15 protein-coding genes are annotated in these 18,616 nt (G+C 70.2%); 5 read left to right on the forward strand and 10 right to left on the reverse strand.

The genetic code is table 11. From position 1 onward, the window contains the following. The 5 genes from pgi to tkt form a co-directional block, all read right to left on the reverse strand. A partial coding sequence (pgi, locus tag AB0D14_RS32945; RefSeq protein WP_362786440.1) for a glucose-6-phosphate isomerase occupies positions 1-1,529 on the reverse strand: 1,529 nt, incomplete at its 3' end. Further along, positions 1,522-2,454, reverse strand: coding sequence for a glucose-6-phosphate dehydrogenase assembly protein OpcA (gene opcA, locus AB0D14_RS32950; RefSeq protein ID WP_362786442.1), 933 nt, complete (start codon positions 2,452-2,454; stop codon positions 1,522-1,524). The genes pgi and opcA, both read right to left, overlap by 8 nt. Continuing rightward, positions 2,451-4,247: a glucose-6-phosphate dehydrogenase gene (zwf, locus tag AB0D14_RS32955; RefSeq protein WP_362786444.1), complete on the reverse strand. Its 1,797-nt coding sequence runs from the start codon at positions 4,245-4,247 to the stop codon at positions 2,451-2,453. The genes opcA and zwf overlap by 4 nt, the downstream gene beginning before the upstream one ends. Beyond that, positions 4,244-5,413 (reverse strand): transaldolase, encoded by a 1,170-nt coding sequence (gene tal / locus AB0D14_RS32960; RefSeq protein WP_362786446.1) that lies wholly within the window; start codon positions 5,411-5,413, stop codon positions 4,244-4,246. Before tal ends, zwf begins: the two co-directional genes overlap by 4 nt. Positions 5,414-5,433: 20 nt before the next feature. Beyond that, positions 5,434-7,539 (reverse strand): transketolase, encoded by a 2,106-nt coding sequence (gene tkt / locus AB0D14_RS32965; protein ID WP_362786447.1) that lies wholly within the window; start codon positions 7,537-7,539, stop codon positions 5,434-5,436. Between the two features lie 146 nt (positions 7,540-7,685). On the opposite strand from tkt, the gene AB0D14_RS32970 reads away from it, so the two are divergent. Continuing rightward, positions 7,686-8,618: an AraC family transcriptional regulator gene (locus AB0D14_RS32970; RefSeq protein ID WP_362786448.1), complete on the forward strand. Its 933-nt coding sequence runs from the start codon at positions 7,686-7,688 to the stop codon at positions 8,616-8,618. Between the two features lie 130 nt (positions 8,619-8,748). Here AB0D14_RS32970 and AB0D14_RS32975 read toward each other — a convergent pair whose 3' ends face one another. From AB0D14_RS32975 to AB0D14_RS32985, 3 genes are all read right to left on the reverse strand, one after another. Next, positions 8,749-10,125 carry a glycoside hydrolase family 16 protein gene (locus tag AB0D14_RS32975; RefSeq protein ID WP_362786450.1) on the reverse strand — a complete coding sequence of 459 codons (1,377 nt, stop codon included), beginning with the start codon at positions 10,123-10,125 and terminating at the stop codon, positions 8,749-8,751. A gap of 324 nt (positions 10,126-10,449) precedes the next feature. Beyond that, positions 10,450-11,208 carry an IclR family transcriptional regulator gene (locus AB0D14_RS32980; protein WP_362786452.1) on the reverse strand — a complete coding sequence of 253 codons (759 nt, stop codon included), beginning with the start codon at positions 11,206-11,208 and terminating at the stop codon, positions 10,450-10,452. Between the two features lie 13 nt (positions 11,209-11,221). Continuing rightward, positions 11,222-11,656 carry a MarR family transcriptional regulator gene (locus AB0D14_RS32985; RefSeq protein ID WP_362786454.1) on the reverse strand — a complete coding sequence of 145 codons (435 nt, stop codon included), beginning with the start codon at positions 11,654-11,656 and terminating at the stop codon, positions 11,222-11,224. A gap of 323 nt (positions 11,657-11,979) precedes the next feature. Between AB0D14_RS32985 and AB0D14_RS32990 the strand changes: the two genes are divergently transcribed. Genes AB0D14_RS32990 through AB0D14_RS33005 form a run of 4 tightly spaced genes read left to right on the forward strand, consistent with a single transcriptional unit; the run spans position 11,980 to position 15,870 of the window. Further along, positions 11,980-12,927, forward strand: a complete 948-nt coding sequence (locus AB0D14_RS32990; RefSeq protein ID WP_362786456.1) for an SDR family oxidoreductase — start codon at positions 11,980-11,982, stop codon at positions 12,925-12,927. Positions 12,928-12,948: 21 nt separating this feature from the next. After that, entirely contained in the window at positions 12,949-13,824 is an 876-nt protein-coding gene (locus AB0D14_RS32995; protein ID WP_362786554.1) for an amidohydrolase family protein, read from the forward strand. A 52-nt stretch (positions 13,825-13,876) separates the two neighbouring features. Next, complete coding sequence (locus AB0D14_RS33000) at positions 13,877-15,403, forward strand: long-chain fatty acid--CoA ligase (RefSeq protein ID WP_362786457.1); 1,527 nt, start codon at positions 13,877-13,879, stop codon at positions 15,401-15,403. Positions 15,404-15,414: 11 nt separating this feature from the next. Further along, positions 15,415-15,870, forward strand: coding sequence for a MaoC family dehydratase (locus AB0D14_RS33005; protein WP_362786459.1), 456 nt, complete (start codon positions 15,415-15,417; stop codon positions 15,868-15,870). A gap of 53 nt (positions 15,871-15,923) precedes the next feature. On the opposite strand, the gene AB0D14_RS33010 is transcribed toward AB0D14_RS33005, so the two are convergent. Together AB0D14_RS33010 and AB0D14_RS33015 are read right to left on the reverse strand one after the other, a co-directional pair. Then, positions 15,924-16,751 carry a PaaX family transcriptional regulator C-terminal domain-containing protein gene (locus AB0D14_RS33010; RefSeq protein WP_362786461.1) on the reverse strand — a complete coding sequence of 276 codons (828 nt, stop codon included), beginning with the start codon at positions 16,749-16,751 and terminating at the stop codon, positions 15,924-15,926. 139 nt (positions 16,752-16,890) lie between these two features. Continuing rightward, positions 16,891-18,594, reverse strand: a complete 1,704-nt coding sequence (locus AB0D14_RS33015) for a histidinol-phosphatase (protein ID WP_362786463.1) — start codon at positions 18,592-18,594, stop codon at positions 16,891-16,893. Positions 18,595-18,616: the final 22 nt, after the last annotated feature.

Consider the following 18,616-nt stretch of genomic DNA (forward strand, 5'->3'; position numbering starts at 1 on the left):
TCGACGCCCCACTGGTCGAAGGAGTCGATGTTCCAGATCGCGCCCTGCACGAACACCTTGTGCTCGTAGAGGGCGATCAGCTGGCCGAGGACCGAGGGGGTCAACTCGGCGGCCAGGACGGTGGTGGTCGGGTGGTTGCCGCGGAACGTGCGGTGCGGCACCTGTTCCTCGGGCACCCCCTCCGCCCGCACCTCGTCGGCGGTTTTGCCGAACGCGAGCGCCTGGCCCTGGGCGAAGAGGTTCGCCATCAACAGGTCGTGCTGCGCGGCGAGTTCACCGCCGAGCTCGGCGACCGGGTTGACGAAGCCGATCAGGTCGGCCGGGATCGTCTTCGTGCCCTGGTGGAGCAACTGGTAGTAGGCGTGCTGCCCGTTGGTGCCGGGCGTGCCCCACACCACAGGGCCGGTCTGCCACTCGACCGGCCTGCCCTGGCGGTCCACGGACTTGCCGTTGGACTCCATGTCGAGCTGCTGGAGGTACGCGGTGAACTTGGACAGATAGTGCGAGTACGGCAGCACCGCGTGCGACTGGGCGTCGAAGAAGTCGCCGTACCAGACACCCAGCAGGCCCAGCAGCAAGGGCGCGTTGGCCTGCGCGGGGGCCGTACGGAAGTGCTCGTCGACGAGACCGAAGCCGTCCAGCATCTCCCGGAAGCGGTCCGGGCCGATCGCGATCATCAGGGACAGGCCGATGGCGGAGTCGAACGAGTAGCGCCCGCCGACCCAGTCCCAGAACTCGAACATGTTGGCCGTGTCGATACCGAAGTCCGCGACCTTCTCCGCGTTCGTCGACAGCGCCACGAAGTGCTTCGCCACGGCCTCCTGACCGGCCTTGAGCCCGGTCAGCAGCCAGTCGCGCGCCGAGGTCGCGTTGGTGATCGTCTCGATGGTGGTGAAGGTCTTCGAGGCGATGACGAAGAGCGTCTCGGCCGGGTCCAGGTCCCGCACCGCCTCGTGGAGGTCGGCCCCGTCGACGTTCGACACGAAGCGGACCGTCAGGTCCCGGTCGGTGAAGGCGCGCAGCGCGTCGTACGCCATCGCCGGGCCCAGGTCGGAGCCGCCGATGCCGATGTTGACGATGTTGCGGATGCGCCTGCCGGTGTACCCGGTCCACTTGCCCGAGCGCACCTGCTCGGCGAAGTCGGCCATCCTGTCGAGCACGGCGTGCACCTTCGGCACGACGTTCTCGCCGTCGACCTCGACGACCGCGTCGCGCGGGGCGCGCAGCGCGGTGTGCAGGACCGCCCGGTCCTCGGTGACGTTGATCCGCTCACCGCGGAACATCGCGTCGCGCAGGGTGAACACACCGGTGGCGGTGGCGAGTTCCTGGAGCAGCGCGAGCGTCTCGTCGGTGATCAGATGCTTCGAGTAGTCGATGAACAGGTCACCCACCCGCACGGTGTAGCGCCGGGCGCGCTCCGGGTCGCGTCCGAACAGCTCGCGCAGCTGCGGATGGAGGAGCGGCCCTGCCCGGTGGTCCTCCAGTGCGGTCCACTCGGGCCGGTGGGTGAGCTTCGGAGCGTCAGACACGGCTCGCTCCTTGGGTGTCGTCCGCGCGCAGGGCGACGGCGTACATCTCGTCCGCGTCGAGCCGGCGCAGTTCCTCGGCGATCAGCTCGGAGGTGCTGCGGACCTTCAGCGCGAGGGTGCGCGAGGGCTGACCGGGCAGGGACAGGGTCGCGAGCGGGCCCTCGGGGCGGTCGATGACGATCTCGCCGTTCTCGGTGCCGAGCTTCACTGCGGTGACCACGGGGCCGGCGGTGACGACCCGCTCGACCGAGACATTGAGGCGGGCCTCCAGCCAACGGGCCAGCAACTCGGCGCTCGGGTTCTCGGCCTCGCTCTCGACGGAGGCCGAGGTGATCTTCGTACGGGCCTGGTCGAGGGCGGCGGCCAGCATGGAACGCCAGGGCGTCAGCCGGGTCCAGGCCAGGTCGGTGTCGCCCGGCGCGTACGCGGCGGCGCGCGCCTCCAGGGCCGCGAGCGGCGTCTCCACGGCGTACATGTCGGTGATGCGGCGCTGGGCGAGGGCGCCGAGCGGGTCCTTGACCGGGACCTCCGGCGCGTCCACCGGCCACCAGACGACGACCGGCGCGTCCGGCAGCAGCAGCGGCAGGACCACCGAGTCGGCGTGGTCGGACACCTCGCCGTACAGCCGCAGGATGACCGTCTCACCGGTGCCCGCGTCGGCCCCGACCCGTACCTCGGCGTCGAGGTGGGAGTTCGTGCGGTCGCGAGGGCTGCGGGCGTGCCGCTTGATGACGACCAGGGTGCGCGAGGGGTGCTCGTGCGAGGCCTCCTCGGCCGCCTTGATCGAGTCGTACGCGTTCTCCTCGTCCGTCACGATGACCATCGTCAGGACCATGCCCACGGCAGGCGTGCCGATGGCGCGGCGGCCCTGCACAAGGGCCTTGTTGATCTTGCTTGCCGTGGTGTCGCTCAGGTCGATCTTCATGGCCTGCGCCAGCTCCGTCCGTCTCGTGCGAGCATCTCGTCGGCTTCCCCGGGGCCCCAGCTGCCCGAGGCGTACTGCGCCGGCTTGCCGTGGGTGTCCCAGTACTCCTCGATCGGGTCGAGGATCTTCCAGGACTCTTCCACCTCCTGGTGACGGGGGAAGAGGTTGGCGTCGCCGAGCAGTACATCCAGGATCAGGCGTTCGTACGCCTCCGGGCTGGACTCCGTGAACGACTCGCCGTACGCGAAGTCCATCGACACGTCCCGGATCTCCATCGACGTACCCGGCACCTTCGATCCGAAGCGCACTGTCATGCCCTCGTCGGGCTGGACGCGGATGACGATCGCGTTCGCGCCGAGTTCCTCGGTGGCGGTGGAGTCGAAGGGGGAGTGCGGGGCGCGCTGGAAGACGACGGCGATCTCGGTGACACGGCGGCCCAGGCGCTTGCCGGTCCGCAGATAGAAGGGGACGCCCGCCCAGCGGCGGTTGTCCATCTCCAGCTTGACCGCGGCGTAGGTGTCGGTCGTCGACCCGGGGTCGATGCCGTCCTCTTCGAGATAGCCGGACACCTTCTCGCCGCCCTGCCAGCCCGCCGCGTACTGGCCGCGGACGGTGTGCTCGCCGAGGTCGTCCGGCAGCTTCACGGACTTGAGGACCTTGAGCTTCTCGGTGAGCAGCGAGTCGGCGTCGAAGGCGATGGGCTCCTCCATCGCGGTCAGCGCCATCAGCTGCAGGAGGTGGTTCTGGATGACGTCACGGGCCGACCCGATGCCGTCGTAGTAGCCCGCGCGGCCGCCGATGCCGATGTCCTCGGCCATCGTGATCTGCACGTGGTCCACGTACGACCGGTTCCAGACGGGCTCGTACATCTGGTTGGCGAAGCGGAGCGCCAGAATGTTCTGGACGGTCTCCTTGCCGAGGTAGTGGTCGATGCGGAACACCTGCTCCGGGTCGAACACCTCGTGCACGACCCGGTTCAGCTCGCGCGCGCTCTTCAGGTCGCGGCCGAACGGCTTCTCGATCACCGCACGCCGCCAGGACCCCGCGGGCGCCTTGGCCAGGCCGTGCTTCTTGAGCTGCTTGACGACCTTGGGGAAGAACTTCGGGGGTACGGAGAGGTAGAAGGCGTAGTTGCCGCTCGTGCCCTGCGAACTGTCCAACTCGTCGACCGCTGACCGCAGTTGGTCGAACGCCTGGTCGTCGTCGAAGTCGCCCGGGATGAACCGCATGCCCTCGGCGAGCTGCTGCCAGACCTCCTCGCGGAACTCGGTACGCGCGTGTTCACGGACCGAGTCGTGCACGATCTGCGCGAAGTCCTCGTCCTCCCAGTCGCGCCGGGCGAACCCCACGAGGGAGAAGCCGGGCGGAAGCAGCCCGCGGTTGGCCAGGTCGTAGACGGCCGGCATGAGCTTCTTGCGCGAGAGGTCGCCCGTCACACCGAAGATGACCAGACCGGAGGGGCCGGCGATCTTGGGAAGGCGGCGGTCCTGGGGGTCGCGCAGGGGGTTGTCCCAGGCGTCCGCGAGGTCCAGGACCTGGGCGAGGGACTGCGGCGCGAGGTCGGCCGCGGTCGCGTCTGCGGGTGTGTCCGTGGGCGCGTCCGGTGCCGCGCCGGCCGTGGCCGCGGAAGCGTCGGCCTTCGTACCGCTCGTCGCGGCCTTCACGGCCTTCACGGCTTTCCTGGCCCTTGTCGTGGCCCTTGTGGCCTTCGTGGCCTTCGCCGCCGGGGCGGGGGCGTCCGGTGCCGTGCCGGCCGCCTCCGCCGAGGTTCCCTCGGGAGGGTTCTTGGTCATTTCCCGTCAACTCCCTTGCTGCTCAGCGAGACGGCGACCGCGTCCAGCAGCTCGCCCCAGGCCGCCTCGAACTTCGCGACGCCCTCGTCCTCCAGCTGCCGTACGACCTCGTCGTACGAGATGCCCTGCTTCTCGACGGCCTCCAGGTCCGCGCGGGCCTGGGCGTAGCCGCCGCTCACCGTGTCGCCGCGGATCTCGCCGTGGTCGGCGGTGGCGTTCAGCGTGCCCTCGGGCATCGTGTTGACCGTGCCGGGTGCGACCAGCTCGTCGACGTACAGCGTGTCCTTGAAGGCCGGGTCCTTGACGCCGGTCGAGGCCCACAGCGGGCGCTGCTTGTTGGCACGGGCCCCGCCGAGGGCGGTCCAGCGACCACCGTCGCGTGTTGGATTGTCGGCAGGGCCGAACTTTTCCTCGTACGCCTCGTAGGCGAGCCGCGCGTTGGCGAGTGCCGCCCTGCCCTTCAGCGCGAGCGCCTCGTCCGTGCCCACCTTCGTCAGCCGCTTGTCGATCTCGCTGTCGACGCGGGAGACGAAGAAGGAGGCGACGGAGTGGATGGCGGAGAGGTCGAGGCCCGCGGCCTGTGCCTTCTCCAGACCGGCGAGGTAGGCGTCCATCACCTCGCGGTAGCGCTCCAGCGAGAAGATCAGCGTGACGTTGACGCTGATACCGAGGCCGATGACCTCGGTGATCGCGGGCAGCCCCGCCCTGGTCGCCGGAATCTTGATCATCACGTTCGGGCGGTCGACCAGCCAGGAGAGCTGCCTGGCCTCGGCGATCGTCGCCTTCGTGTCGTGGGCCAGCCGCGGGTCGACCTCGATGGAGACCCGGCCGTCCCGGCCGCCGGTCTCGTCGTACACGGGCCGCAGTATGTCGGCGGCGGCGCGGACGTCGGCGGTGGTCATCATCCGTACGGCCTCGTCGACCGTGACGCGCCGCGTGGCGAGGTCGGCGAGCTGCTCCTCGTACCCCTCACCGGAACCGATCGCGGCCTGGAAGATGGAGGGGTTGGTCGTGACGCCGACGACGTGCCGGTTCTCGATGAGTTCGGCGAGGTTGCCGGACGTGATGCGCTTACGGGACAGGTCGTCGAGCCAGATGGAGACGCCTTCGGCGGAGAGCGCCTTCAGGGGGTCGGCGACGGCGATTGTTTCGGTCACAGTGATCATCTTCCTTCGTGCGGGCGGGATCAACCGCGCGGGGCGGCGGGGCCGGTGGTCGAATCGAGGGAGGCCCGCGCGGCCGCGGCCACGTTCTCGGCCGTGAAGCCGTACTCGGCGAAGAGGGTCTTGGCGTCGGCGGAGGCGCCGAAGTGCTCCAGGGAGACGATGCGTCCGTTGTCACCGACGTACCGGTACCAGGTGAGGCCGATGCCCGCCTCGACCGCCACGCGGGCCTTCACGGATGTCGGCAGGACGCTCTCCCGGTACTCGGCGGACTGCTCCTCGAACCACTCCACGGACGGCATCGACACCACACGGGTGCCCACTGACTCGGCTTCCAATTGTTCGCGTGCCGCGACGGCGAGCTGGACCTCGGAGCCGGTGGCGATCAGGATCACGTCGGGCGTGCCGGTGGAGGAGTCGCGCAGGACGTACCCGCCCTTGGCCGCGTTCTCGTCGGCCTCGTACGTCGGTACGCCCTGACGGGTGAGGGCCAGGCCGTGCGGGGCCGGGTTCGTCGCGTGCCGCCTGGTGATCTCGGCCCAGGCGATCGCGGTCTCGTTGGCGTCGGCCGGGCGTACGACGTTCAGCCCGGGGATGGCGCGCAGCGAGGCCAGGTGCTCGACCGGCTGGTGGGTCGGGCCGTCCTCGCCGAGCCCGATGGAGTCGTGCGTCCAGACGTACGTCACCGGGAGCTGCATGAGGGCGGACAGGCGGACGGCGTTGCGCATGTAGTCGGAGAACACCAGGAAGGTGCCGCCGTAGATGCGCGTGTTGCCGTGCAGCGCGATGCCGTTCATCTCCGCGGCCATGGAGTGCTCGCGGATACCGAAGTGGATCGTGCGGCCGTACGGGTCCGCCTCCGGCAGCGGGTTGTCCGCCGGGAGGAACGAACTCGTCTTGTCGATGGTCGTGTTGTTGGAGCCCGCGAGGTCGGCGGAGCCGCCCCACAGCTCGGGGAGCACGTCGCCGAGTGCCTGGAGGACCTTGCCGGAGGCCGCGCGGGTCGCCACGGAGGTGCCCGCTTCGAACGTCGGCAGTGCGGCTTCCCAGCCCTCGGGCAGCTGCCCGGCCACGATCCGGTCGAAGAGCTTCGAGCGCTCGGGCTGCGCCGTACGCCACTCGGCGAGCAGCTTGTTCCAGGTGGTGTGGGCCTCGGCGCCGCGGTCGAGGGCGCGCCGGGCGTGCTCGATGACCTCGTCGGAGACCTCGAAGGACTGCTCCGGGTCGAAACCCAGCCGGCGCTTGGTGGCCGCGATCTCCTCCGCGCCGAGGGCCGAACCGTGCGAGGCCTCGTTGTTCTGCGCGTTCGGGGCGGGCCAGGCGATGATCGTGCGCATCGCGATGATCGAGGGGCGCCCGGTCTCGTTCCTGGCGGCGGTCAGTGCCTCGTACAGCGCGTGCACGTCGATGTCGCCGTCGTTGTCGCCGTCCGTCGAGGGCTCGATCCGCTGCACGTGCCAGCCGTACGCCTCGTACCGCTTCAGCACGTCCTCGGAGAAGGCCGTGGCGGTGTCGCCCTCGATCGAGATGTGGTTGTCGTCGTAGAGGAAGACGAGGTTGCCGAGCTTCTGGTGGCCGGCGAGGGAGGACGCCTCGGCGGAGATACCCTCCTCCAGGTCGCCGTCGGAGACGATGCCCCAGATGGTGTGGTCGAAGGGCGACTCGCCCTCGGGGGCGTCCGGGTCGAACAGGCCGCGCTCGTAGCGGGCGGCCATCGCCATACCCACCGCGTTGGCGAGACCCTGGCCCAGCGGTCCCGTGGTGGTCTCGACCCCGGCCGTGTGGCCGTACTCCGGGTGACCCGGCGTCTTCGAACCGTGGGTGCGGAACGCCTTCAGGTCGTCCAGCTCCAGCTCGTAGCCGGAGAGGAAGAGCTGGGTGTAGAGGGTCAGCGAGGTGTGGCCGGGGGAGAGGACGAAGCGGTCGCGGCCCGTCCACTCCGGATCCGCGGGGTCGTGACGCATCACCTTCTGAAAGAGGGTGTACGCCGCCGGGGCCAGACTCATCGCCGTCCCCGGGTGGCCGTTGCCGACCTTCTGCACGGCGTCCGCCGCGAGCAGCCGGGCCGTGTCGACGGCCCGCCGGTCCAGTTCGGTCCACTCCAGGCTGTCAGGTGTCTGCGCACTCATCTTCAAGTAATCCTCGCTGGAAGCCCGATAACTCGTCTGATGCGTTCAACCTTAAAAGTCTGACTTTTCATCGGGAAGGTCTCCCTGTGTCAGCCTTTGGTGAAAGTGGGACAGTGACCACGGGACCGAGTCGACACGAGAAGGACATGGCGGACACAAGTACCCAACACGAAGACGGGCACAAAGACGGGCACGAAGAGGGATACGAAGACGGCCGGACCGGGATCAAGACCTTTCCCTTCCCCGTCGGCCGCAGTGTCCTCGGCGTGGGCATGCAGGTGGGCCCGATGGGGGCAGGCCGCAGCTGGCATCTGGGTGAGCAGATCGAACGTGTCCACCGCATCGACTACCACGTGGTCCTGCTCTTTCGGGGCGGTCCCGTCCGGCACATGATCGACTTCGACGAGTACGAGGCGGGGGACGGCGAGATCCTCTGGATCCGTCCCGGTCAGGTACACCGCTTCTCCTCCGCGGCGGACTACCGCGGCACGGCCCTGATCATGCAGCCCGGCTTCCTGCCCCGCGCCACCGTCGAGGCGGCCGGTCTCTACCGCTACGACCAGCCGCCACTGCTGCGTCCCGACCCGGCCCAGCTCACCGCGCTGCGGAACTCCGTCGCCCAGCTGGAGCGCGAGTACGTCGACACGGGCACCCTGCCGCTCAGCCTGCACACCGCCGTGCTGCGGCACACCCTGACCGCGTTCCTGCTGCGCCTGGCCCACCTGGCGGCCGGCGCCGCCGACACCGCGCACGAACAGGCCGACAGCACCTTCACGCGCTTCCGCGACGCCGTCGAGAAGGGCTTCGCCACCAACCACAGCGTCAGTGCCTACGCCGACGCCCTCGGCTACTCCCGGCGCACCCTGGTCCGCGCGGTCCGCGCCGCGACGGCCGAGACCCCGAAGGGCTTCATCGACAAAAGGGTCGTCCTGGAGGCCAAGCGACTGCTGGCCCACACGGACATGCCGATCGGCCGTATCGGCGCCGTCGTGGGGTTCCCCGACGCGGCCAACTTCTCCAAGTACTTCACCCAGCACACGGGGACGACGCCGGTGACGTTCCGGGCGGAGCTGCGCTGAGGGGAGCTGCGCCGAGACGTGTGTGGGTCGAGACGTCCGCGGGTCGAGACGTGTGTGGGTCGAGACGTGTGTGGAGGGGCGGCCGTCCGGGCCGCCCCTCCACGTTCGAATCCTTGCCGCACCTACGGTCTCAGTGACCGAAGTTGAACCAGTTCACGTTCACGAAGTCCGCCGGCTGGCCGCTGGTGAAGGTCAGATAGACGTCGTGCGTCCCGGTGACGTTGCTGATGTTCGCGGGTACGGTCCGCCAGCTCTGCCAGCCGCCGGTGTTGGCCAGGGCGAAACTGCCGATGGGAGTGCTCGTACGGCTGTCGAGGCGGACCTCGACCAGGCCGCTGACGGCGTTCGCCGCGCCGCTCGCGATCCGGGCGGTGAACTGCCTGGCCGCCGAGGAACCGAAGTTGACGCCCTTGTACTGCACCCAGTCGCCGTTGGCGAGCGCGCCGATGTTCTGGCCGCCGCCCGAGTCGGTGGTGGTCTCGGTGATCGTGCCGCTCTGGCTGTCGAACGACTCGGCCTGGATCGCGCTGTACGCGTCACGGTTGCCGGTCGGGGGAGGGGTGGTGCCGCCGCCCGCCTGGAGCACCTGCACGTAGTCCACGACCATCGGGTTGCCGGGCACCGTGGCACCGTCCGGTCCGCCGCCGAAGGCATCGACGAAACCGCCGCCCATCGCCACGTTCAGGATGATGAAGTACCCGTGGTTCGTGGCGTTCGCCCAGGTCGTCGCGTCGACCTGGTTCGCCCGTACGGTGTGGTAGTTGACGTTGTCGACGTAGAAGCGGATCTCCTCCACGCTCGTCGAGCGGTCCCACTCCATGGCGTACGTGTGGAAGCCCGCCTGGCAGGTCGTTCCGGGGCAGGCCGTGGAGCCGCCGAGGCCGGTCGTCTCGTTGCACGGGCCACCCGGGCTGGTGCCGCAGTGCATCGTGGCCCACACGGTGTTGAGACCCTGGACGTTCTCCATGAGGTCCAGCTCACCGACGCCCGGCCAGTTCTGGTAGTTGCCGCGGTAGGGCGCGCCCAGCATCCAGAACGCCGGCCAGTAGCCGCGGGCGGCGGCGCCCGTCACGTTCGGCATCTGGATACGGGACTGGACGCGCAGCTTGCCGCCGGCGGCCGGCTGGAAGTCGGTGCGGTTGGTCTCGATACGGCCCGAGGTCCAGTTGCCCGAGGCGTCTCGCCGCGGGGTGATGCGCAAGTTGCCGGTGCCGTCCAGCGCCACGTTGTTCGTGCTGGACGTCATGTTCTCGATCTCGCCCGTGCCCCAGTTGGAGGGTCCGCCCGGGTAGCCGTGGCCGGTCGCGTACTGCCAGTTGGAGGTGTTGACGCCGGTGCCCGCGGAGCCGGTGAAGTCGTCGACGAAGACCTGGGTCCAGCCGCTGGGCGGCGTGGGCGCGTCGGCGGCCGCGGACCCGGCCGCCGCCAGGCTCAGCACGCCGACCAGCGCGACGAGCGTGCGCCGCAGTCGACCAGGTCTCGCAGGTATGCCGGAAGTTTCCGTCATGGGTGCCTCTTCGGGTACGGAGTTGGGGGGTGCGGGGACGGTACTGAGAGCGCTCTCATCGCAGCTGCGCGGCCAATGTGCTCTTCGGCACTCCGGTCGTCAAGAGGTAAAGCAGAGAAAGGCCGCAGGGCGCCGGGGAGTTCACACCGTGAAGGAGGGAGGAGACGGGGACGGACGGGGCACATAAGGGAACGGCTGCGTCCGGCAGCAGCCATGGCCGGACCCACGGCGAAGGTCGGCCCCAGGCCGATCTGCAGGCCGTCCCGGTATCCGGGCGGTGCCGGCGCCGCGTCCTCACCGGTGAGAGGGGCATCCGCCGCCCGCTCAGGTGGCCGACGGCTCCGGCTGCCACCCCAGCGCCCTGGAGATCCCGCGCGCGGCGAGCCGTACCGCGGGGACCAACGCCGGGGTCTGCGCGTCCCGTTCGGGCACCACGACCGAGACGGCCGCGACCACCGAGTCGCCCGCGCCGCGCACCGGCGCGGCCACCGACAGCGCGTCGACCGTGATCTGACGGTCACTCACCGCGACACCCGAGTACCGGACTTCGGCGAGGGCGCGGCGCAGCGTGGCCGGGTCCGTGAGGGTGTGCGGGGTGAAGCCGGCGAGCGGTCCGCCGCAGTACGCCTCCTGGAACGCCGGCGCGCAGTGGGCGAGCAGGGCGAGTCCCACACCCGTCGCGTGCAGCGGCCAGCGCGCGCCCACCTGGATCTTCACGCCGACGGCCGAACGGCCGGAGATCCACTCGATGTAGACGACCTCGGAGCCGTCCCGGACGGCCAACTGCACGTTTTCGTGCGTGGCTTCGTACAGGTCCTCCAGGAACGGCAGCGCGATCTGCCGCAGCGCGAGCCCCCGCGGGGAGAGTGCCGCGATCTCCCACAGCCGCAGGCCCACGTGGTAGACGCCGGCCGCGTCGCGTTCCAGGGCGCCCCAGTCGGTGAGCGCGCCCACCAGCCGGTGGGCGGTGGTGAGGGAGAGCCCGGCCCGGCGGCTGATGTCCGTGAGGGAGAGCGCCGGGTGACCGTGGTCGAAGGCGGCGAGCACGGCCAGCAGGCGGTCGGGTGCGGACAGCGAGGTCATGGGCCGCGCCGCTCTACGAGCCGGAGTCGAGCTCGGTCTCGGCGACCCGTCGCAGCAGCGTGTGCAGGATGTTCCGCTCGGCGGGGTCGAGGGGCCGGAGCAGGTCGTTCGTCACGCGCAGCCCCGCCTCGTCGGTGTCGCGCAGGAAGGCGCGCCCGTCCTCGGTCAGTACGACGGTGCGGCTGCGGCGGTCGTCGGGGGACGGGCGGCGCTCGGCGAACCTGAGTTTCTCCAGGTCGTCGACGAGGCCGACGATCGCGCTCGGGTCGTAGCCGAGCCGCGAGCTCAGCTCCCGCTGGAGCGCCCCCTCGGAGGTGGCAAGGAAGCGCAGCAGCGCGTAGTGCCGCAACCGCAGCCCCGACTCCTGGAGGAACGTGTTGAACATCTGACCCGAGCGCAGACCCAGCCGGTACAGCAAGTAGCCGGCGTCCGCGTGCAGTCCGCGCATCCACGGTTCCTGGTCGTCGATGGAGGCGGGGCCCGCGGCGGGGTCTGTGGCATGTGGCTGGCGGACGATGGCGGGCTCCCTGGTCCTGGCCCCGTGCGGGGCGCGGTACTGCGTAGCGGTGTTGCGTAGTGGTGCTGCGTGGCGGTGCTGCGTATGGGACCAGCATGGCGCACAGATCGAACGGCAACAACTATTGACGTCAACAATTATTGTCCTTAGCTTCGATCTCGTAACCGCCCCAGCCTGCCCTCGACAGCGTTCCCGAGCACCTTTCCCGCCCCGACATCTTTCCGACCCGAGCACCTTTCCTGAAGGGACACCTCGTGCCCAGCATCGATCTCACCGGCAAGGTCGCCGTCGTCACGGGCTCCGGCCGAGGCCTGGGCCTGGCCTATGCGCACGCCCTCGCCGCCGCGGGCGCCTCCCTGGTCGTCAACGACGTGGACGAGGCCGTCGCCGGGCAGGCCGTCAAGGCGATCACCGCCGCCGGCGGCACCGCCGTGGCCGAGGTGGTCGCGGTCGGTACCGCCGAGGCCGCGGACCGTCTGGTGGCCCGCGCGGTCCAGGAGTTCGGCCGCCTCGACGTCCTGGTCACCAACGCGGGCATCCTGCGCGACAAGGTGCTGTGGAAGATGACCGACGACGACTTCGACGCGGTGATCACCACACATCTGAAGGGAACCTTCACCTGCGCCCGCGCCGCCGCCGTACGGATGCGCGAGCAGGGCGAGGGCGGCACGCTGATCCTGGTCGGCTCGCCGGCCGGGCAGCGCGGGAACTTCGGGCAGACGAACTACGCCGCGGCGAAGGCGGGTATCGCCGCCATGGCCCGTACGTGGTCGATGGAGCTGGCCCGCGCCGGTGTCACCGTCAACGCGATCGTGCCGGTGGCCGCGACCGCGATGACCGAGACCATCCCGGCCTTCGCGCCCTACATCGAGGCCATGCGGGGCGGCGAACCCCTGCCGGACTTCCTGCGCAAGGGCGAGGGCTTCGGCACCCCGGAGGACTGCGCCGCCCTCGTCCCGTTCCTGGCCTCCGAGGGGGCCCGCGGGGTGACCGGCCAGGCCATCGGCATCGGCGGCGACAAGGTGACTCTGTGGTCCCACCCCCAGGAGATCCGGGCGGCGTACGCCGACGGTGGCTGGACCCCGCAGACACTCGCCGACGTCTGGCCGAACTCGCTGGGGGCCGAGCCGCAGAGCGTCGGCATCCCCGCGCCGAAGACCCCCGCGCCGGAGACCCCCGCGCCGAAGACCTCGGAGGCGTGATCCATGGCGAACACCGATGTCATCGATGTCGCGGAACTCGTCGCGATCGACGTCCACACCCATGCCGAGGTCTCCTCCAAGGGCGCGTCCTCGCTCGACGACGACCTGCACGCGGCGTCCAGCGCCTACTTCAAGGTCGAGGGCAAGCGGAAGCCGACCCTTGAGGAGACGGCCGCCTACTACCGCGAGCGGAAGATGGCCGCAGTGATCTTCACGGTCGACGCCGAGTCGGCCACCGGCACCGAGCCCGTCCCGAACGAGGAGGTCGCCGAGGCGGCCGCCGCCAACCCGGACGTGCTGATCCCCTTCGCCTCCATCGACCCCTTCCGTGGGAAGGCGGGAGTGAAGCGGGCCCGCCGCCTGGTGGAGGAGTACGGGGTGAAGGGCTTCAAGTTCCACCCCAGCATCCAGGGCTTCTTCCCCAACGACCGGTCCGTGGCGTACGGCTTGTACGAGGTGATCGAGGAGACCGGCGCCATCGCCCTCTTCCACACCGGGCAGACCGGGATCGGGGCCGGCGTCCCGGGCGGCGGCGGGATCAGGCTCAAGTACTCCAACCCGCTGCACGTGGACGACGTGGCCGCCGACTTCCCGCACATGAAGATCATCCTGGCTCATCCGTCCTTCCCCTGGCAGGACGAGGCCCTCGCGGTCGCCACCCACAAACCGGGTGTCCACATCGACCTGTCCGGCTGGTCGCCGAAGTACTTCCCGCCGCAACTCGTGCAGTACGCGAACACGCTGCTCAAGGACAAGGTGCTGTTCGGCTCCGACTATCCGGTCCTCACCCCGGACCGCTGGCTCGCCGACTTCGCGAAGCTGCCCATCAAGGACGAGGTCCGGCCCAAGATTCTCAAGGAGAACGCGGCCCGGCTGCTCGGGCTCACGAAGGCATAGCCACCAAGCCGTAAAGCTCACCCCATGTGCGACGAAGGGCAGGGGCACGGACATGCGCAATGAGGGACTGGGGTCGTGGCCGGCTCGTCGGGCCCGCAAGACCCCCCACCGCACCGCCCTGATCCACCACGACACGACACTCACGTACAGCGGACTGTACGAGCGCACCACCCGCCTCGCGCACGCCCTGCGCGCCCGAGGAGTGCGCCGCGGCGACCGGATCGCCTACCTCGGCCCCAACCACCCCTCCTACCTGGAGACCCTGTTCGCGGCGGGCACGCTCGGCGCGGTCTTCGTCCCGCTCAACATCCGTCTCGCCGGCCCCGAGATCGCCCACCAGCTCGACGACTCCGGCGCGAAGGCCCTCGTGTTCGGGCCGTCCTTCGAGGGGCAGGTCGCGGGACTGCCGGGCCACAGCGATGTGCGTACGTACGTCCAAGTGGGCGCCGAATACGACCAGGTGCTCGCCTCGGCCTCCGACGAGCCGATCGACGAACCCGTCACCGCCGACGACACCTGCGTCATCATGTACACCTCGGGCACGACGGGCCGCCCCAAGGGCGCGATGCTCACCCACGGCAACCTGACGTGGAACGCCGTCAACGTCCTGGTCGACCAGGACCTGATCGCGGACGAACGCGCCCTGGTCAGCGCCCCGTTGTTCCACACGGCCGGGCTGAACATGCTCACTCTGCCGGTCCTCCTCAAGGGCGGTACGTGCGTCCTGGTCGAGGCCTTCGACCCGGCGGCCACCATCGACCTGATCGAACGGCACCGGATCACCTTCATGTTCGGCGTGCCCACCATGTTCGAGCAGGCGGCCCGCCATCCGCGCTGGGCCGAGGCCGACCTGTCCTCGCTGCGGATGCTCAGCTGCGGCGGCTCACCCGTGTCGACCGCGCTCATCGCCGCCTACCAGGAGCGGGGCCTGACCTTCCTCCAGGGCTACGGCATGACCGAGGCCTCGCCCGGCGTGCTCTTCCTGGACGCCGAACACGCGGTCGCCAAGGCGGGTTCGGCGGGCGTGCCGCACTTCTTCAGCGACGTGCGCGTCGTACGGCCCGGCCTCGCCCCGAGCGAGATCGCCGACGTCGGCGAGACCGGCGAGATCGTCGTACGAGGGCCGCATGTCATGCCCGGCTACTGGGGGCTGCCCGACGAGACCGCGGCCGTGTTCAGCGACGGCTGGTTCCGCAGCGGGGACGCCGCCCGGATCGACGAGGACGGCTATGTGACCATCGTCGACCGCATCAAGGACATGATCATCTCGGGCGGCGAGAACATCTACCCCGCCGAGATCGAGGAGCAGCTCCTCGCCCACCCCGACATCGTCGAATGCGCGGTCATCGGCGTGCCCGACGAGAAGTGGGGCGAGGTGCCGCGCGCGGTCGTCGTGGTGCGCGAGGACGTCGAGCTCGACCCCGACGAGGTCCTCGCGTCCCTCGCCGGACGCCTCGCCAAGTACAAGATCCCGAAGTCGGTGGTCCTCGCGGAGGAGCTGCCGCGCACCGCCTCCGGCAAGCTCCTGAAATCCCGTGTCCGCAAGCGGTACGGGACCGACTCCCACAACGCGCAATGAGAGAGGCCCGCATGAGCATGACCGTGAACGGCGTCGACGAACTGAGGAAGCTGGCCGGCGGCGATCTCGGCACCAGCGAGTGGATCGAGGTCACCCAGGAGCGGATCAACACCTTCGCCGACGCCACGGGGGACCACCAGTGGATCCACGTCGACGCGGAGAAGGCCGCGGCGGGTCCCTTCGGGGCGCCCATCGCGCACGGCTATCTCACCCTCTCCCTCTTCATCCCGCTCTTCACCGAGTTGCTGGACGTCCAGGGCGTGACCACGAAGGTCAACTACGGGCTGAACAAGGTGCGGTTCCCCTCGCCGGTGAAGGTCGGATCGCGTATACGGCTCGTGGGCAAGCTGGCAGGTGTCGAGGACGTGCCGGGTGGGGTGCAGATCACCGTCGACGGCGTGATCGAGATCGAGGGGGCGGCCAAGCCCGCCGCGGTGCTGCAGAGTCTGTCGCGGTTCTACGTCTGAGGCGGCCCGGCCGAGGATGTGACACAGGATCTACCGGGGATGCGACACAGGATCTAGAGGGTCGACCGTACCGGCACCAGGTCCAGGAGCCGTTCCGCGGCGTCCTGCGCGAGCGGGGTCAGCCGGGTGTACACCGTCCGGAACGTCTTCTCGGCCTGGTCGGCGGGCCAGTCGTCCGGCAGGTGCTTGACCGGCAGGCGCGGGTCCCGCCGGACGACCTGCAGCCACTCCGTCGACAGGCGCAGCCGCAGCGCGAGCGCTTCGTCGGTCTCGGGCTCCGTGGTCTCCCAGCGCTGCCAGCGGCCGGCGAACGTCTCGTAGCGCGCGGCGAGTTCGTCCAGCTCCCAGGTCTCCTCGATCATCGCGCTGACGTCCATGCCGGCGTCCGCGTGGGCGCGGAAGATCTTCACATGGGCGGACAGGCCGAGTTCGGCGACGAGCCCGGAGACATCGGCCTCGCCGGGCGCGATCCACAGCCCGCCGAACAGCGGGCCGAAGCCGCTCCACGTCAACTGCGCCCGCAGATCGTGCCGTTGGCGCTGCCAGGACTCGGGCAGTGAGAAGCCGAGCAGGGTCCAGGTGCCGTCCCACTGACGATTGACGGCCCCCTCCTCCCAGATCCGCTGCTCGCCGTCCCGCAGCACGGCCTCGGAACGCTCGGTCAGCGCGAAATACATCCGGCGGCCCTCGCGCTGGCGCCGAAGCAGGCCGCGGCCGACCATGCGCGTCAGTGTCGAACGGGTCGCGTGCTCGCCGACGCCCGCGCGCCCGAAGACGTCGATGACGCTTCCCGAGTACACGCAGACGTCTCGGCCGAGCACCTGGTCGCCCAGGAACGACAGCATGAGGGACTGGGGCCGCAGGGCCTCGTCAGTGGTCACCCGGCCCACGGTACGCCCGTCGATCAGCTTGTGACCAGGTAGTACGAACCCGTCCACCGCTCCCGCACCGGGCACCCCGGTGTCCCCGGATCACCCCCGGCTCCGCCGCGGGGCCCCGAGCGGCGACCCGGCGGCAGCCTCACCGGCGGCCGTCCGTGACCTCCACGAACACCGGGTTCGAGTAGAACCACGTGTCGGCCCACGGGTCGCCGTCGCCGGGCGCGTGCGCGATCGGTCCGTGCGGGTCGACGGAGGCGCCCAGGTACCCGGCACCGTGCCGGTTGCCGTCGCTGCCGCGCAGCCGTACGTAGAAGGACTCGTCCCCGGCGGTCAGCGGGACGCGCAGGGTGTACGTGCCTGTGCGGCCGGACACGTCCGCCGTGTGCACGACCTTCGTGTCGGGCGCACGCCAGCCGTCCCGGTCCGCCGCGGGGCCACGCACCGCTCCGCGGATCACGTCGACGTGGGCGAGTTCGGGCAGGATGCCGTGCGGGTTGGGGCGCGAGGCCGTGGTCACGGTGACGTGCAGGGTGAGCCTGTCCCCGCTGCGGACCCGCAGGCGCCCGCCCAGCGTGACGCCCCGGCCATGGTCGCGGTCCCGCTTGAGCCGTACGTCGAGACCGTCGAGCAGATGCCCGTGGTCGAGCCAGACCCGGCCCGCGCGCAGGCCCGCCATCACCGAGCGGTAGCCGTAGCCGGTCGCGCCCACATGGGTGCGGCTGAACTGGCCGGGCCAGAAGTCGCCGCCGGGCTGCGGTTCGGTGGTGTTCACCGGGTCGGGCAGACGGCCGGTGTTGTCGAAGTCCCGCCCGGCCGGCCAGTCACCGTTCTTCCAGGTGTCGAACACCACCCGGTGCACATCCGAGTTGGTGGTGATCGTGAACAGCCTGCCCTCGGCGAGCAGGGCGTCCCACATACCGCCGACGGTGGCCGTCATCCAGTCGAACCCGCCGTAGGTGACGTACGCGTCCGCCGGATAGCCGGGCCAGGAGTCCGCCGACGGCTTGTTCTCGTACTCGCCGCGTATCGACGTCGGACCGCGCCAGCCGGGTATGGCGCCGCCCTGTGCGCCGGGCGCGCCCTCCATGCCGATCATGATCTCGGGGGCCGCGTCCCGCCAGCCCCGCAGCTCGTGCGGCGAGTCGATGCCGAGCCGCGACGGATGGTTGGCGAGGACCAGCACGTCGTCCACGTAGCCCGAACGGCGCTGCTCGGCCAGCCACTTGATGGCCGCGACGGCGTGCGCCTCGTTGCGCGGGGTGTCCGGGTGGGTGGGGCCGCCCGCCGTGTAGCCGAGCAGTTTGCCGTCGTAGGCCAGCTCGAACCGCGTGAGCAGGTCCACCTCGTGGCGGCCGGGCGCCGCGAAGACGGTGCAGTGCTCGGCGCCCGGGATGTACCACTCCAGCCCCTGGAATATCAGCTGACGCGGGTTGGCGGCACGCGCCTTCAGGATCTCCTCGTGCTCCAGCCTCGCCCCGTACTTGGCGTGCCCGACGTTGGAGTGCTCGTTGAACACCATCCAGTCGAGGCCGTACCCGGCGCTCGCCCGGGCGAGTTGCGAGAAGGTGTACTTCGCGTCGTGGCTGTAGACGGAGTGCACGTGGTGGTCGCCGACCAGGTAGGCGAGACGCGGATCGCTGCCGCCGAGGCCCCCGCCCCGACCCCCGCCCCTGCTGTTGTCCTGGTCGGCCGCGGACGCCGGCGCCGCGAGCGGACCGGCCGCGAAGACGGCACCGAACAGGCCGGCCCGGCGCAGAAGCTGTCGTCGGGAGACGCCCTGCGCGTCGAGCGAGGCGGGGGAGACGGACGGGTCGGCCCAGTCGGGCAGCTGCTGCTCGGTCATGGTCTGGAGAGTCCCTCCGGGG

This window comes from Streptomyces sp. NPDC048484 (assembly GCF_040651415.1).
Classification (GTDB): Bacteria; Actinomycetota; Actinomycetes; order Streptomycetales; family Streptomycetaceae; genus Streptomyces.